The organism is Paraburkholderia unamae (assembly GCF_003268775.1).
In the GTDB taxonomy this organism is placed as follows: Bacteria; Pseudomonadota; Gammaproteobacteria; order Burkholderiales; family Burkholderiaceae; genus Paraburkholderia; species Paraburkholderia unamae.
The window spans coordinates 277,856-294,308 of sequence record NZ_QLSU01000006.1 but is presented as its reverse complement, the minus strand read 5'-3'; the positions used below and the strand labels follow the sequence as shown (position 1 = coordinate 294,308).

Below are 16,453 nucleotides of genomic sequence, written 5' to 3'. Positions count from 1 at the left end.
GCGGTTACTGGCGCAACGCGATGTTGGTCACGTCGGCCTGCACCGCGAGCGAGGACCACACCCAGTTCGTGACGCGGTCGGACGTGATCGCCACCTTGCACTTTTCGAACAGCGGAATCCACGGCAGGTCCGCCGACACGAGGCGATCCGCCTCGGTCCAGATCGGGCCGGGATTCTCCGAGGGGAACGCTTTTTCCGCGAGCGCGTTCAATTGCGGATTGCGATAGCAGATCGCGTAGTTATTGCCCTTGCCGCAAGGCGACGCGTCGGAGTCGAGCCAGCCGCCAAGCAGCATGCGCGTGCTCGGCCCCTGCCAGTCGGGGGCGAACTGCGCGAGCGCGAGATCGTAGCGGCTCTTCGGGTCTTGCAGGTAGGCGAGGAACTGCGTCGGCGGGATCGGCAGCAGGTTGAGCTTGATGCCCGAGGCGGCGAGGTCTTCCTTGAGCGTCACCGCGATGGCCGAAAACTGCGCATTGGCGCGATAAGCCAGGTCGAAGCTCACGCCGCCGGGGTAGCCCGCCCCGGCGAGGAGCGCCTTCGCCTTCTGCGCATCGCCCCGGTCCTGCGGGGTGCCATACGGGTCGAACTTCTGATAGCCGAGCGTGGTGGACGTGATGATCTGCCCGAGCGGCTCGGCGGCGATCGTGCCGCCTTGCGTCTGGACGATATGCGCCTTGTTCACGCCGTAAGCCAGCGCCTGGCGCACGGGCAGCTTGCGCAGCGCATTGGCCCCCGCGCTCTGTGCCTCGGGCCGCGCGTTGAGGACGATGAAGTTCGCCGCGCCGCTGTTCGAGGCATGCAACTGCGGGCTGTTCTGCAACTGGTAGCTGCGCAGCGTCGCGAGCGGCGGCACGTCCAGATACAGCGAAAGGTCAGCCGCGCCCGTCTGGATCTTCTGCACGACCGCGTCTTCGCTGTTCGAGGTGAAGTCGATCACGATGCGATCGGCGTAGGCGTGGCGCGCGGGGTCGCTTGCGTAGTTGTAGTTGGGCACTCTCGCGAGCGTGAGTTGCTGGCCGCTCGTATAGGACTCCACATAATACGGTCCGCTCGACGGGAAACTACGCCGGAACTCCTGCGAATCGGGAAAATAGCGCGAGGCGACTTCTTCTGGCAACGGCGACACGAAGTTCATCGACAGGATGTTCAGAAAGTCGTAATTACGCGTGTCGGAGCGCAGCACGAGCGTCTTGTCGTCGGGCGCGGAGACGCCCGCGATGTCATGCGTGTCGATGAACTTGCGTGCCGCGGCCAGATCGCCGGTCGGCACCTTCGAGAAGGCCTTGCAGTAGTCGGCGAATCCCGAGAACGCGAGATTGAAATAGTTGACCGCCGCGACCTGGCGGTTGGGGTCGCAGAAGCGCTTGATCGTGTAGACGAAGTCCTTCGCGACAATCGGGCGTTGCGTGGGGCCCGCGAAGCGGATGCCGTCGCGCAGGTGGAACGTATAGGTCTTGCCGTCCGCGCTCACGTCCCACGACTTCGCGAGATCGGGCACGATCTTCGTGTCGTCCTTGAGTCCGGCGGGCGAGCCGGGATAGGTGACCAGCTGGCGCGTGACCGCCCGCAGGATCTCCCACGAATCGATGCTGTAACCGGTCTGCGGATCGAATGCGTCGATATCGGGCTGCAACGAGGCAATGCGCAGCGTGCCGCCGCGCTGCGGCGCGTCGGCCGATGCGGCATGCGCGCCGCCCGCATTCACGCCAAGCGCGACGAGCGCCGCGAAACCCGCCGCCCGCTTCGCGCGTTCCAGAAATTTTGCCTTCATGGTCAATGCTTTGAGTTGAAAGAGGATGGGGAGCGGACTGCGCTAGAAACGCGTGCCGCTAAACGGCGCCGCATCACAAGCGAACAAGGCGTCGAGACTGTCGAGCGCGGGCGCGTGGCGCACGTCGAGGCGTCCCGCGCGCGCCAGTTGCCACCAGCGCACGCCGCCGAGATAAACCGCCGAAAGCGCGTCGATGCCGAGCACGACATCCGGCGAACGGCTCGTCGCTTGCGCACCGCGCTCCGAGAAATGAAAGCGCCCGCTGTTACCCGCAATGAGCGGGTCGGCGATCTCGATGACCGCCTCGCCGCCGTAGTGACCGTAGCAGCGCGCCGCAAGCGCCGCGCGCACGTCGAGAATGCGCAGCCACGTTTCATCGGCCACCGCGCTCACGCGCGCGTCGCGATAGTTGTCGAGCAGCCAGCCAAACGGCTCGTCGATCGCACAACTGGCGATTACGATGCGATGCGCGATATCGCGCGACAACACATGGCCGAGCAGATCCGCCGAAGCGCCCGGCGTGCGCGCGACGAAATCGCTGACGACGATCGTTCGCTGCCGGTCGCTGAACCAGCCGTCGCTGGCCGCCGCGTGATAGCGCACATAGCCGTCCGGACCGTCGGGGCCTTCATGCGTCGCCAGGTAGTGCGGGGTGGGCGCACCGCGCTCGCGCAGCGCGACATTCGCCCACCAGTACGGCGGGCGGCTGATCGTGCCCGCGCGCAACGGTGGATGCCGTTCGTAGACGTGGCGCATCGTGTCCCACTCCTGCACGGGGTCGATGAGCCGCACCGCGTCGGGCCGCCACTCGACGGCGAGGCGCGCATGCCGCGTGTCGATCTCGACCGTAGCCGTGGACGACGCCACTGCGTAACCGAAGCGGCCATAGAGCGTGGCAGACGACGCCCGCAATGTCGCCACCACGTCGCCAGCGGCGTGCGCGTCGCGCAACTGGCGTTCTAGCAACGCCATGGCTACGCCCCGCCGCGTGCAACCGGGCGCGACCCCGACGTGCGTCACCGCGGCATGCGCCACGCGCGCGCCGCCCGGCACGGTGAGCGTGCCCGAGTAAGACTCCGTCGTGCCGACCAGCGTGCCACCGTCGAACGCGCCATAGCTGCGCCCCGGCTCGCTCATGCCGACCAGACGCACGGCGTCGTCTACGGTCAGCGCAGGCAAGCCGATCATCGCGGAGCGAAACAATGTGAGCGCGGCCAGCAGATCGGCGGTGTCGCGCAGCACGCGAACTTCAATGCTCATTGCCCACCTGCCGCGTGTACGCCAGGTTTGGCAAACGCACTGAGTCTCGTCGGTTCTTGCATGGCGCTTCGCAGATCAAATTGACGTTGGATTGGAGATATCCGCTGCAATAACACGACCTGACATCATTCCTGCGGCGTGTTGATCGGCGGGTTTCAATCCTAGCATTCGACTTGCGGATTATTCTGCACTCCGATTATATGAATTGATTCTGAATATTCTCGGCGCGCAATCATAAGCTATTCAACGGCGCTCGCCCTGCGTGCATCAGGCAATGGCAAAAAAGCGCTCATATCGATTGCATGAATCAATGGTTGCCGGAAGCGTTTGGCGAATCTAGCCTTTTCGCTTCCCGGCACATCGCTGTGCTCATTTTCAGCGCCGCGCGTGCCTTCGACCCCTGATCGACTGATTCTCCCGATGTCCGACACTCCACCCGACTCGCCCGCCGATAAGCCGACCAATCCGCGCCGCCGCGCAGTGCTTGCCGCGGGCGCCGCCGTTGGCGTTGGCGCCGTCGCTTACGGCTTCTGGCGCACTTCGTCCTCAACCGGCCAGGCCGCCACGCAAGGCGCGGCGGCCGTGCAAGGTGCGCAAGGCGGCACGCTCGTGGTCGGCTCGTACCAGGAGCCCACAGTCTACGATCCCAACCATCAGTATTCGTGGGAGACGTACCGGATCGACCGGCATATCTACGAATCGCTGGTCGCCGAGGATCTGTCGAAGCCCGCCTCGGCCGGGCCGCCGCCGCTCATTCCGGCGCTCGCGCAAAGCTGGGATGTCAGCGACGACGCGACGACGTTCACGTTTCATCTGCGCCCCGGCGTCAAGTTTCACGACGGCACCGATTTCGACGCGCACGCCGTGGAATTCAACGTGCGCCGTTTCAGCGACCCGGGCTTCGAGTTCTATGACGTAAAGGCGAACGCGTTCATGAAAGCGGTGTACGGCGACCTCAAGTCATTCGAGGTACTGAACGACCAGACGGTGCGCTACACGTTCAAGCATCCGTTTCGCGACTTCCTGCGCATGCTGCCGCAAGGCAACTACGTGTCCGGCATCTTCAGCCCGCAGGCGCTGAAACAGTACGGCCAGGACGGCCTCGCCGAACACGCGACGGGCACCGGACCGTTCCGTCTCGTGCAGCGCGTGCATGGCGAGAAAACCGAACTCGCGCGCAACGATCAGTACTGGGGCGGCCGCGCCCCGCTGGAGCGCATCGTGTTCAGACCGATCACCGACGACGCTACGCGGCTCGCCGCCTTGCAGGCGGGCGAGATCGACATTCTCACGCGCACCCCGCCCGACGCGGTCGACACACTGACCGGCGGCGGCTACGCGGTGCCCGAAAGCGCCCAGGCGGGGTTGCTGTATCTGGGGTGGAACTTCCGCAACCGTTTCGCGCAGCAGTTGCCCGTGCGTCAGGCGATCATCCAGGCGATCGACCGCGAAGGTCTCGCGAAGACGCTCTTCAAGGGTCACGCGCTCGCCGCATACAGCATCCTCAACCCTGGCAACGCCGCGTTCGACGCGAACCAGCGCGACTACGCTTACGACCCCGACGCCGCGAGAAAGCGGCTCGCCGACGCGGGCTTCAAGGACGGCGATATCCGCTTCACCATCGCCACCGACGAGGCAAACCAGCCTAGCATCGAATGGATTCAGCGCGATCTCGCCAAGGTCGGCATTCACGTCGACATCCTCTCGCAGGAATGGCTCACGTACACGTCGAATCTGCCGAAGCTCGCGCCGGAAGTGGCGCTCACCAGCATGGAGTGGGGCTTCGTCACGCCGCTGTGGGCGCGCATCGTGTATCAGGGCTACGTCGTCACGCGCGGCGGCGGCGATCTGCTCGGGCCTGAACTGAAGGCGGCGATCGACACCGCTTCGCACGAAGTGGACGAAGCGAAGGCGATTACCGCATGGAAGCACGCCAACGGGCTGCTCCAGCAGCAGGCGGCAACGGTGCCGCTCGTGTCCTTCACGCGCTACTTCGCCGTCAGCCCGAAGGTGAAGGGCTTCAACGTGCCCGCGCAGAACTGGTACGACCTCGCGCGCGTCTCGCTCTCGACATGATCCGCACGATCCTCCTGCGCCTGCTGACGGCCATTCCGCTCTTTCTCGCGATCTCCGTGCTCGTGTTCGTCTCGGCGCATCTCGCGCCGGGCGACCCCATCTCGAACGCACTCGCGGGCCAGGTGCCGCAGGCGTCGATCGACGCGCTTCGCCATGCCTACGGTCTCGATCGCCCGCTTCCCCAGCAGTATGTCGTGTGGCTGGGCCATTTCCTCTCGGGGCAATGGGGCGCTTCGATCATCTACAAGGTGCCCGTTGCCAGCCTGCTTGCGCCGGCGTTCGGCAATACGCTGCTGCTCACGGCCGCCGCCGTCGTGCTGTGCGTGGTGTTCGGCGTGGCGATCGGCGTGTTCGCGGGGCTCAGGCGCGGCACCCGTGCCGACGCGATATCGATGTTCGTGATCCAGCTCGGCCACAACGTGCCGATCTTCTGGCTCGGCCTCGCGCTCGTGTGGCTCTTTTCGCTCAAGCTGCACTGGCTGCCTTCCTCGGGCATCGCCGACCTGCGCGGCGACGGTGGCGCGCTCGACACGCTGCGCCACCTGCTGTTGCCCGCGTTCTGCGCGGCGGTCATCTCGATGCTGATACTCGCGCGCCTGGTGCGCGCGAGCGTGATCGAGATCGAGCGCGCCGACTACGTGCGCACGTTCCGCTCGCTGGGCTTTGCTCGCGGGACGCTGCTGCGCCGCCACGTGGGCCGCAATCTGCTCGCGCCGGTCGTCAACATGACGGGGCTGCAAATCGGCTATCTGCTCTCGGGCGTGATTCTCGTCGAGAACGTGTTCGCGTGGCCCGGTCTCGGCTCGCAACTCTACGTGGCCGCGGCGGGACGCGACTATCCGCTCGAACAGGCGGGCGTCATGCTGGTTGCCGCGTGTTTTGTCGTGGCCAACCTCGTCACCGACATCACGCTCGACCTGCTGAATCCGCGCCTGCGAGCCTGAGGCCCGGCGCGACGCCATATCAAGGAATCTCCATGCCGCAAGCCGATCTCTCCGCCGCGCCGATCGACGACGCGTACGGCGCCTCCCCACACGATGCGAGCGATGCGCACGATGCGCACTGGCAGCCGCCACGCTGGCGCGACGCGCTCGCGCGGCTCGCCGCCAACCGGCTGGCCGTGGCGGGCGTCGTCATCATCGCGCTCGCGGTGTTCGTCTCGCTGGCCGCGCCCTGGCTCGCGCCGTACGACCCGAACCATGCCGAACCGGCCGCGCGCCTCGGCGGCGTCGGCACGCCCGGCCACTGGCTCGGCCTCGACGCACAGGGACGCGACATGACGAGCCGCCTGCTGTGGGGCGGGCGCACGTCACTCGCCATCGTGGTCGTTTCGGTGCTCGGCGCCTGCGTGGCGAGCCTCGCGCTCGGACTCTACGCGGGCTACTCGCGGGGTCTCGCCGCCATCGCCGTGATGCGCGCAACCGACCTTTTGTTCGCATTCCCGATGATCCTGCTCGCCATCAATCTCGCCACGGCGTTCGGCGCGGGTCCGTTCACGGCGGGCGTGACCGTGTTGTTCAGCGCCCTGCCCTATCTCACCCGCGTCGTGTACGCGAACGTGCGGGCCGAGCGCGAGCGCGAGTATGTCGAAGCGGCGCGCGCACTGGGCGCGTCGACGTTCGACATCGTCGCGCGCGAAATCCTGCCGAACGTGCTCACGCCGCTCGTCGTGTACGGCACGACGCTGTGCGGCGGCATGATCGTGTTTCTCGCGGGGCTCAGCTATCTCGGCCTCGGCGTACAGCCGCCCATGCCCGACTGGGGCCGCATGGTGAGCGAAGGCGCGAAGGTGATGCTCACGGGCGGCGCGCACGTCGCCACGCTGCCCGCCCTCGCGATCGTCGCCGTCTCGGTGGCGTTCAACTGGCTAGGCGACGGCCTGCGCGACGCACTCGATCCGCAAGGCTGACACGCCACCTCCTCTTCGCTCATCATGCCCCTGCTCGACATCGAACAACTCGAAGTGGATTTCGTCGGCCCGCGCGGCGCCGAACCGGCCGTGCGCGGCGTGACGCTTTCGCTCGAAGCGGGCGAGATCGTCGCGCTCGTCGGCGAGTCCGGTTCCGGCAAAAGCGTGACGGCCGCCGCGATCAACGGCCTGCTGCCGCGCGGCGTCACGCGCGTGCGCGGCAGCATCACTTTCGACGGCCAGCCGCTCGTCGGCATCGGCGAAGCGCAACTCGAACGCTTGCGCGGCACCGGTGTCGCCACGATCTTCCAGAACCCGCTGAGCGCGCTCGATCCGACCATGCGCATCGGCGACCAACTCGCCGTGACGGCGCGGCTGCGCCGCCCGCTCACGCGTGCGCAGGCGCTTGCGCGCGCAACCAAGGCGCTCGCGGAGGTCGGCATCGACGATCCGGCGCGCACCCTGCGCGCGTGGCCGCACCAGTTGAGCGGCGGCATGCGCCAGCGCGTGATGATCGCGCTCGCCACGCTCAATCACCCGCGCCTGCTGATCGCCGACGAGCCGACCACGGCGCTCGACGCCGTCCTGCAAAAGGACATCCTGCGCCTGCTCAAGCGCCTGAATCAGGAGCACGGCGTGGCGATCCTGATCATCACGCACGACTTCGGCGTAGTCGCTGAACTAAGCCAGCGCGTGGCCGTGATGCGCGCGGGCCGGATCGTCGAACAGGGGCGCACCGCGGACGTGCTCGCGGCCCCGAAGCACGCGTACACGCGCAGCCTGATCGACGCCGTGCCGGAAATCGGCTTGCGTGCGCTCGACCCGTCGCCTTCGCGGCGGCTCGGCGCTGCCGGTGCGGGCGGCCAGAAGCGCAGCGCTGGCGGGACGAACACGAGCGCGCCCGCGAACGCCGCCCCCGTGCTGCTCGAAGCGCGCGGCGTGCGCCGCACGTTCGTCACCGCGAGATCGTGGCTGCCTTCGCGCGCGCGGCGCTTCGATGCCGTGATCGACGCCCGCCTGGAGGTGCGGCGCGGCGAGATCTTCGGGCTGATCGGGGCGTCCGGCTCGGGCAAATCGACGCTCGCGCGCGTCGTCGCGCATCTGATTCCCGCGAGCGAAGGCACGGTGCGCTTCGACGGTGCGGACCTCGCCACGCTCGACGGCAGCGCGCTCAAGGCGTTTCGCCGGCGCTTCCAGTTCGTGTTCCAGGACAGCGCCTCGTCGCTCAATCCGCGCCGCACGCTGCTCGAACAACTCGCCGATCCCGCCTTGCGCCTCGGCGTCGCGCGCGACCGCGAGCACGCGCGCGAGCTGGCGCAGGAAGCGCTCGAACGCGTGGGCCTCGAAGCGCGGCATCTGAACCGCTATCCGCATGCCTTCTCGGGCGGCCAGCGGCAGCGCATCGGCATTGCGCGCGCGCTGGTCGTCAAGCCGGAATTCATCGTGCTCGACGAGCCGACGTCCGCGCTCGACGTCTCCATCCAGGCGCAGATCCTGAACCTGCTGCTGGCGTTGCGCGAATCGCTCGGCCTCACTTATCTCTTCATCGGTCACAGCCTGCCCGTGATCGAATTCCTGTGCGACCGCGTGGCCGTGATGGAGCGCGGACGCATTATCGAAACACTCGACGCCGCCAATCTGCGCGCCAACGCGCGGCACCCCTCGACGCTGCGCCTGCTCGACGCGGTGCTGCCCGTGCGCGTGGCCGCACCGGCGTCGCGCGCCCCGCTTACGGAACTGTCTTCATGAGCCGCCAACGCCTGATCTTCAACGCCTTCACCCACGTCACGCCCAATCATCATAGTCACGGCTACTGGCGGCATCCGCAAGGGCGTGGCCAACTGGAATACAAGCGCTTGCAGCCGTGGATCGAACTCGCGAAGACCGTGGAGCGCGGCCGCTTCGATACGGTGTTTCTGGCCGATGTGGTGGGCGTGTACGACCGCTTTCGCGGCAACGGCGACACATCCATTCGCACTGCGATGCAATTTCCGAGCCTCGACCCGGCGAGTCTCGTTTCGGCGCTCGCGGCGGCCACCGAGCACGTTGGCTTCGCGGTGACGAGTTCGGTGATCCAGGATCATCCGTTCGACTTCGCGCGCCGCATGTCCACACTGGATCATCTTTCCGACGGGCGCATTGCGTGGAATATCGTCACCTCGTACCTCGACAACGCCGCGCGTAATTTCGGCCAGGACAAGCTCGAAGAGCACGACGAGCGCTATCGCTGGGCCGAAGAGTACGTCGAGGTCGTCTACAAGCTGTGGGAGGCAAGCTGGGAGGACGACGCGCTCGTCGCCGACTTCGAAAGCGGCGTATTCGCCGAGCCGTCGAAGGTGCGCAAGATCCTGCATCGCGGCGCGCGCTACAGCGTGGAGGGCCCGCATCTGGCCGAGCCCTCGCCGCAACGCACGCCGCTGCTGTTCCAGGCGGGCGGCTCGGAAGCGGGCCACGCGTTCGCGGCGCGCCATGCGGAAGCGACTTTCATCGCGGCGCGCACACCCGAGAGCGCCGCGAAGCATGTGGCCGACCTGCGCTCGCGCGCCCGCGCGTTCGGCCGCGCCGGGGACGAACTGAAGATCATCGTGTCGCTCGCGCCCGTGATCGGCGCGACGGAACAGGAGGCGCACGCGCGCCGCCGCGAGTTGAAGGAATGGCTGAGCCTCGAAGCGCTCCAGGCGTTCTATAGCGGCAGCTTGGGCGTCGATCTGTCCGACATCGATCCGAACCGGCCGCTATCCGAACTGCTGCTGACCAACCATGTGCGCGGCAACGTGCGCGCCTTCATCGAGGCCGCGCCGGACCGCACGGTCACGTTCGGCGACCTGCTGAAGGAGACGGTTTCGGGGCGCTTCGCGGGCACGCCCGAACAGATTGCCGACGAAGTGCAGCGCTACGCGGACGCGGGCGTGGACGGCTTCAACGTGGTGCCGGTCACGACGCTGGGCTGGTGGACCGAGTTCGTCGATCACGTGGTGCCGGTGCTGCAAAAGCGCGGCCTGATGCAAACGGAGTACGCTCCGGGCACGCTGCGCGAAAAGATTCACGGACGCGGCCCGAACCTGCCCGATCACCATCCGGCGCGCGCCCTGCGCGACGCCGTGCGGCGCGGCGTGGCGCAGCCGGTTCATTGAGCGCGCGCCCTACGGCGGAAGCCGACGCCGCTAACGCCCGAACAGCAAATACACCAGCGCAGCGCCGACGAACGCCACACCGGCGCCCTGCCACAGCGTGATCGACTCGCCCAGCACGAGAATGCCCGCAACCAGCCCGACGACCGGCACGCCAAGGCTGAATGGCGCGATGCGGTTGGCGGGGTGCCGCGCGAGCAGGCCGGTCCACAAGCCATAGGCCGCGAGCGTGGCGAGCCAGCCGAGATAGGCGGCGGCCACCCATCCCCCCACCGAAACATGCGACCAGTCGCGCCACACCGCCGCGCCGTCGAAATACAGGCTCAGCGCGACGAAAGGCGCGATGGGCGCAAGGCTCGACCACACGACGAACTCGAACGGCGAATAGCCGGGAAAGCGCCGCTGCAACTGCCGCGCGAAAATATTGGCGACGGCCCACATCGCCGCCGCGCCCAGATTCAGCAACAGGCTTGCGAGCGTCAAGCCGGAGCCTGCTCCCGTGGCGCTCAGGTTCATCGCAAAGCAGCCGAGACCCATGGCCGCCAGCCCGAGCGCGACCTTGGCCGGACGGCTCAGCTTTTCGTGGAGAAACGCGCCCGCCAGCAGCGCGGTGAAGAACACCTGCGTTTGTTGCAGCACCGAAGCGAGCGCCGAGGTCATGCCCAGGCGCAGCGCCAGAAATAGCAGGCCGAACTGGCCCACGCCCTGCACCAGACCATACGCCACGATCCAGCGCCACGGTACGGCCGGCTTCCTCACGAGCAGGATCATCGGCAAGGCGGCGAACACATAGCGCACCGCGCCTAACTGCATCGACGTGAAATCGCGCAGCGCGACTTTCATGGCGACGAAGTTGAATCCCCAGATCACCACGACCGCCGCCGCCGCCGCGAGGTCGCCCCGGCTCAACGTTGCGCGGTTCATGCGGCGGGCCGGTCCTTGCGAAACGCGTTCTTCACCAGAATCTTGCCGTCGCGAAACGTGAACACGTCCACCATGCGCGCCTCGACGCGCTTGCCGTCCGCGCGCGTGCCGTGGAACGTCGACTCGGTCACGCCGCGCGCGCCCGCCACGAAGTGATCCGCGTCGAGCCAGCGCGCGTCGGGAAACGTCTCCCAGGCAAGCTGGAAGCCCGCGCGCACCGCATCGCGCCCAATGAAACTGCGGCCCATGACGTCCGGTCCCGCCACCGCGTGGAACTCGCAGTCGTCGTGCATGAAACGCATCAACGCGTCGATATCGTGGCGATTCCACGCGCTGGAAAAATCAGTAAGGAATGCGATATTGATGGAATTCGATGACATGAGTCGGTACTCGTCAGAGGGTCAAACTGTCCGTTGCCGCCGTGGTGCCGGCGGCCCGGTTCGAAAACGCCCATCTTAAACAATGCCGGGCGCGGCCCGTGGTACCAGGCCTGTCCGGCGATGGAACCAGCCCGCCCCGGCAAGCCCGCCGCGCCGCTGGCACCATCGCCTTATTTTGTTGGCACCATGAGCCTGCGGACTTTCGTTGCAAGATGGTTCCATCCCAATCGGCACCCAACGGAACCCGCTCATGAACCCCATGCAAACGCTCGCCGGACTCGCCGCGAGCGAGCCCCTTGCGCCCTACGATCCCACCTATGATCCGCTCGTCGCCGCGAACCCCGGCCACGGCGTGGACTACGCGCCGACTTACTGGGTGGCGAGCGCGGGCGCGCCCCCCGAGGACGACGGCCCGATCCGCGCCAGTGCCGACGTTGACGTCGTGGTGGTCGGCTCCGGCTTCACGGGCCTCGCCACGGCGCTCTTTCTCGCGCGCGAGCACGGCATACGCGCCACCGTGCTCGAAGCCAACCGCGTGGCCTGGGGCTGCACGAGCCGCAACGGCGGCCAGGGCCAAAACGCGAGCGGACGCCTCTACCGCTCGCAATGGATCGAGCGCTGGGGCAAGCAAACGGCGCTGCGCCTCGACGCCGAGATCCGCGAGGGCTTCGAGACGTTCAAGAGCCTCGTGGCCGAAGTGCCCTGCGACCCGCAGCCCGGCGGCCATCTGTATATCGCGCACCGCGAGAAGAAGCTCGACTTCCTGCGCCACGAGGCGAAGGTCATGCGCGACGTGTTCGGCTACGACACACGCATGCTCAGCGCCGAAGACGTGCGCACCCACTACGTGAACGACGCCGAAAATTGCGGGGCGCTGCACGAGCCCGACGGCATCGGCGTGCATCCGCTCAAGCTGGCCTTCGGCTATATGCGCATGGCGCGTGCCCTGGGCGTCAAGATTCATCCCGCGAGCCCCGTGCTGGACGTCACGGCGCGCGGCGGCGGCTATGACGTGCGCACGCCGGGCGGCGTGCTGCGCGCGCGCGCCGTGGCCTTCGCCACGGGCGGCTATACGAGCAACGGCCTGCACCGGCGGCTCGATTCGCGCATCATGCCGATCCTCTCGAACTCGCTCGTCACGCGCCCGCTCACCGAAAGCGAGCGGCGCGCGACCAACTTCCTCACGCACCAGGTGATCACGGACACGCGCACGCTGCGCTTCTATTACCGGCTGCTGCCCGACTATCGCCTGCAAATCGGCAGCCGCAGTTCGGTCACGGGCGCCGACGCCACGCGCCAGAAGCATTTCGACGTGCTCGTCAACGGCCTGCACCGCAAGTTTCCCGCGTTGCGCGACGTGAGCATCGATCATTCGTGGTGGGGATGGGTGGACGTGAGCCACGACATGATGCCCCGCATCGCCCAGCCCGAGCGCAATCACAACGTGTTCTACGCGCTCGGCTACGGCGGCAATGGCGTGTCGTTTTCGGCGCATGCCGGGCGGCGCATGGCGCAGCGCATCGCCGGCCAGCCCGCTGCGGCATTCGACTTGCCGATCTACGACTCGGGGCTCCAATACCCGAATATTTTCGGCAGCGTCCGCTCGCCGTTGTTCGCGCCGTTCCGGCGTATTGGCCAGCGTTTCCTTTATCGCTGGTATCACCTGAACGACGAAGTGCTCTAAGTGCTGGGTGCGGTGCAGGCGTACAAGCGGCGAAAATCATGCCGGTTAATTAGCAATCCGAATTGAAATAGTGATGCTTCGTGGTGCATGTTCGACGCCCGCAGTCAGTGCCCGCGCACCGGATTGAACGCCGACGGCCGAGCGAAATTTGTTGAGCCCGCAACGTAAGTCGCCAGCCAGGCCCGGCCAGCGCCCCGCCGGCGCGCTGGCCCTGGAGATAACCGCTGCTGGCTCCATCGACAGGTCTGAAACCTGCATTTTTTTCGCCGCTACGCCTTCCCTTACTATTCGAACAAAGGACGTCATCAGTGAGCACACAGTCTTACCTATATAAAACGGCGCTGGCCGTCGCGGCGGGGATCGTCTTCCAGACAGCGCAGACGGCATACGCAGCCGATCCGGCCAACGCGTCCGACACCCGCGCGCCCGCTGCGGCGAGCCTCGCCCAGTCGGCGTTTCCCGCGAACGGCGCAGGGACGTCTTCCATGGCGACCGCGCCTTCGTTGACGCCCGCCGCCGCGGCAAGCGCCACGCCGCCGCCCTGCGTGGGCTACAGCCAGTACACCACGCGCATCGAAGTCGCCACGGTGCCGCTTCCGGTGTGCCTGCGCGTCGCGCCCGAGCTTGGCGGCGTGCGCGGCGCGATGGCCGAGCATGGCTTCGGCTTCGGCCTCGTCTCCATGCTGGGCTACGCCTATGACCTGAACGGCAATAACGCGCCCAAACAGGCCTATAACGGCCAGGACCCCACGTACAACCAGACGACCAACGTCTACCTGACCTACGACCTTTCGCGCATCGGCTTCAGCCAGAATGCGCAGTTCACGCTCTCGGGGTCGTGGGCCACCTCGACTTACCGGTCCGCGAATCCGCACGTGGCGACGATGACGATCTTCGGCATCGACCAGCCGCTGTTCGACCGGCGCATCGAGCTGATCTACGGCTTCATTCCCGGCATTCGCCTCTTCTATGGCATGACGCTCGGCGGCAACGCCTCGACTTCCGCGCTCGGGCCGCAGAGCGTGGTGCCGTTCCAGGCGGGCATGTCCGCCTCGGAACCCACGCCGACGTTCAACGTGATCATGCGCAGCCCCTCGCTGCGCTTCTACGACAGTTTCGCCGTCACGCGCAGCATGAGCCCCGAGGGCATCCTCAAGGACATCGACTACAACCCCTCGGGCTTCCGGCTCTCGGTGCCCGGCGCACGCGCGCTCTTCATCAACGAGCTCGGCTACAAGCGCGCCGCCTCGCCCACCGAAAGCGCGATGTGGCTGCGCCTCGGCACGCTCTACAACACGAGCAGCTATACGCGCTTCAATTCGGCCACGCCGTCGAGCAACAACTACGAGTTCTACGTGGCCGGCACCTGGCAGCTCACGCGGCCCTGGCACGACGCGCGCGGGCTTTATGTCGATTCCAAGTTCGACTGGTCGCCCGCCGACCGCAACGCGCTCAACCGCGCCGTGCAGGTTTCGGCGTTCTATATCGGTCCGTTCGCGAGCCGCCCGTTCGACATGCTCGCCGTGGGCATCACAAAGAGCCTGTACAGCGGCGTGCTGCGCGACGTCTACGCGTCGTATCACGCCGATCCGGCGGCCTACACGATGGCTTATACGGCTTCGTACGCGGCGCGCGTGATTCGCGGCGCGTACCTCATCAGCAGCCTCACCTATACGAAGAACCCCGTGTTCGCGCCGCATCATCCCGATGCGCTGCTGCTCCAGGAAACACTCACCTTCACGTTCTGAACGCACCGGCCGCGCTTCGATGCAAGCGCGGCCGGTCCCTCACCTCTATCGTTTGACTATCGCCATGTCCGCTACCCCATCCCTCGCTCCGGCCGCTTCGCTCACGCAAGCCGACTATCTTTCGCTCGACGCCACCGCCATGGCCGCCGCCGTGCGCAGCGGCGAACTCGCGCCCGCCGACCTGCTGGGCGCCGCCATCGCGCGCTGCAACGCCGTTGATCCGTTCGTGCAAGCCGTCAATCTGCGGCACGACGCATTCGCCCTGCAAAGCCTCGCGCAGGCGCGAGACTCCGCGCGCGCGGGCGCATTGTCAGGCCCGTTCGCGGGCGTGCCCATGCTGCTCAAGGACCTCAACACCGCGCTCACGGGCACCGTCACCACGAACGGCTGCCGCTTCTTCGCGGGCAGCGATCCCGCCTCGTACACGAACACGCTCGCACAGCGCTATCTCGACGCGGGCATGCTGATCTTCGGCAAGACGACCACGCCCGAGTTCGGCCTCGCCACCACCACCGAATCGGCGCTGTGGGGCGCCACACGCAACCCGTGGAACCTCGCGCGCAGCGCGGGCGGCTCGTCGGGCGGCGCGGCCGCCGCCGTCGCGGCGGGCATCGTGCCGGCCGCGCACGCGACGGACGGCGGCGGCTCGATCCGCATTCCCGCCGCGTGGTGTGGCGTGTTCGGCCTCAAGCCCACGCGTTATCGCACACCGCAAGGACCGGCCGCCTTCGAAGGCTGGTTCGGCGCGAGTTGCGCTCACGTCGTCTCGCGCAGCGTGCGCGACTCGGCGGGGCTGCTCGACGCGAGCCACGGTCACGAGCACGGCAGTCCCTACTGGCTGCCCGCCCCGCCGACACCCTACGCGCAATGCTGCGAACGCGACCCGCAGCCGCTGCGCATCGGCCTCGTCACGGCCTCGCTCACGGGTGTGCCGCTCGACGCCGAAATCCAGCGCGTGCTCGACGAAACCGCGCGCCGCCTCGAATCGCTCGGCCATGCGATCGAGCCCGTCACGCTGCCCGTGGATGCGCAGCATCTCTTCACCGCGCACGGCACGGCAAGCGGCGCCGCGCTCGTCACCGCCCTGCGCGAGCGCGAGACCGCACTGGGCCGCGAAGCCACCGAGGCGGACCTGGAAGCGATCACGCTGCACATCTACGCACGCAACCGGCTCGCCACATCGGAAGCGCTCTTTCGCGCGCGCCGCGCGTTCGAGCAGATCTCGCTCGCCATGGAAACGCTGATGCAGCGCTACGACGTGCTCCTCTCGCCCGTCACGGCAGGACAGACCCCGCACATCGGCGAACTCGTGCTGAGCCAGCCGTTCGAGTCGTACGCCGCGAAGATGATGAACAGCGCGGCGTTCACCGTGGTGGCCAACGTGAGCGGTCAGCCTTCGATGTCGGTGCCGAGCGGCTTCGCCGCCGATGGCATGCCCGTCGGCATGATGTTCACGGCGGGGCTGTGCCGCGAGGACCTGCTGTTCTCGCTCGCGGGCCAGCTCGAACGCGCGTGGCCGTGGGCGCTGCCCACGCTCGACTTCGCCACCGCCAGCCGCGCCTGAGGCGCG

General features: G+C 67.2%; 12 protein-coding genes. 8 read left to right on the top strand and 4 right to left on the bottom strand.

Annotation, left to right across the window (positions count from 1 at the left end):
- Nucleotides 1–4: 4 nt before the first annotated feature.
- A complete protein-coding gene (locus tag C7401_RS12745; protein WP_112171734.1) occupies nt 5–1,771 on the bottom strand; it encodes an ABC transporter substrate-binding protein in 1,767 nt (588 codons plus the stop codon).
- 42 nt (nt 1,772–1,813) lie between these two features.
- The gene (locus C7401_RS12740) at nt 1,814–3,031 is read right to left on the bottom strand and encodes a GNAT family N-acetyltransferase (RefSeq protein WP_112171733.1); all 1,218 of its coding nucleotides are present in this window, start codon (nt 3,029–3,031) and stop codon (nt 1,814–1,816) included.
- 420 nt (nt 3,032–3,451) lie between these two features.
- Between C7401_RS12740 and C7401_RS12735 the strand changes: the two genes are divergently transcribed.
- The 5 genes from C7401_RS12735 to C7401_RS12715 are packed head-to-tail and all read left to right on the top strand — an operon-like array spanning nt 3,452 to nt 10,150.
- Nucleotides 3,452–5,107: an ABC transporter substrate-binding protein gene (locus tag C7401_RS12735; protein WP_112171732.1), complete on the top strand. Its 1,656-nt coding sequence runs from the start codon at nt 3,452–3,454 to the stop codon at nt 5,105–5,107.
- Nucleotides 5,104–6,051, top strand: a complete 948-nt coding sequence (locus C7401_RS12730) for an ABC transporter permease (RefSeq protein ID WP_112171731.1) — start codon at nt 5,104–5,106, stop codon at nt 6,049–6,051. Before C7401_RS12735 ends, C7401_RS12730 begins: the two co-directional genes overlap by 4 nt.
- Nucleotides 6,052–6,083: 32 nt before the next feature.
- On the top strand, nt 6,084–7,016 hold the full coding sequence (locus tag C7401_RS12725; RefSeq protein WP_112171730.1) for an ABC transporter permease: 933 nt from the start codon (nt 6,084–6,086) through the stop codon (nt 7,014–7,016).
- 24 nt (nt 7,017–7,040) lie between these two features.
- Entirely contained in the window at nt 7,041–8,765 is a 1,725-nt protein-coding gene (locus tag C7401_RS12720; RefSeq protein WP_112171729.1) for a dipeptide ABC transporter ATP-binding protein, read from the top strand.
- Nucleotides 8,762–10,150 carry an LLM class flavin-dependent oxidoreductase gene (locus tag C7401_RS12715; protein ID WP_112171728.1) on the top strand — a complete coding sequence of 463 codons (1,389 nt, stop codon included), beginning with the start codon at nt 8,762–8,764 and terminating at the stop codon, nt 10,148–10,150. The genes C7401_RS12720 and C7401_RS12715 overlap by 4 nt, the downstream gene beginning before the upstream one ends.
- 30 nt (nt 10,151–10,180) lie before the next feature.
- On the opposite strand, the gene C7401_RS12710 is transcribed toward C7401_RS12715, so the two are convergent.
- Together C7401_RS12710 and C7401_RS12705 are read right to left on the bottom strand one after the other, a co-directional pair.
- Nucleotides 10,181–11,071, bottom strand: coding sequence for an EamA family transporter (locus C7401_RS12710; RefSeq protein ID WP_112171727.1), 891 nt, complete (start codon nt 11,069–11,071; stop codon nt 10,181–10,183).
- Nucleotides 11,068–11,451: a nuclear transport factor 2 family protein gene (locus C7401_RS12705; RefSeq protein ID WP_112171726.1), complete on the bottom strand. Its 384-nt coding sequence runs from the start codon at nt 11,449–11,451 to the stop codon at nt 11,068–11,070. The genes C7401_RS12710 and C7401_RS12705 overlap by 4 nt, the downstream gene beginning before the upstream one ends.
- 259 nt (nt 11,452–11,710) lie before the next feature.
- Here C7401_RS12705 and C7401_RS12700 point away from each other — a divergent pair, with 259 nt between their 5' ends.
- The 3 genes from C7401_RS12700 to C7401_RS12690 all read left to right on the top strand — a co-directional run bounded on the left by C7401_RS12700 (nt 11,711) and on the right by C7401_RS12690 (nt 16,447).
- Nucleotides 11,711–13,135, top strand: coding sequence for an NAD(P)/FAD-dependent oxidoreductase (locus tag C7401_RS12700; protein WP_112171844.1), 1,425 nt, complete (start codon nt 11,711–11,713; stop codon nt 13,133–13,135).
- Nucleotides 13,136–13,443: 308 nt separating this feature from the next.
- Nucleotides 13,444–14,883 carry a carbohydrate porin gene (locus C7401_RS12695; RefSeq protein ID WP_146757914.1) on the top strand — a complete coding sequence of 480 codons (1,440 nt, stop codon included), beginning with the start codon at nt 13,444–13,446 and terminating at the stop codon, nt 14,881–14,883.
- Nucleotides 14,884–14,947: 64 nt separating this feature from the next.
- Nucleotides 14,948–16,447, top strand: coding sequence for an amidase (locus C7401_RS12690; protein ID WP_112171724.1), 1,500 nt, complete (start codon nt 14,948–14,950; stop codon nt 16,445–16,447).
- Nucleotides 16,448–16,453: the final 6 nt, after the last annotated feature.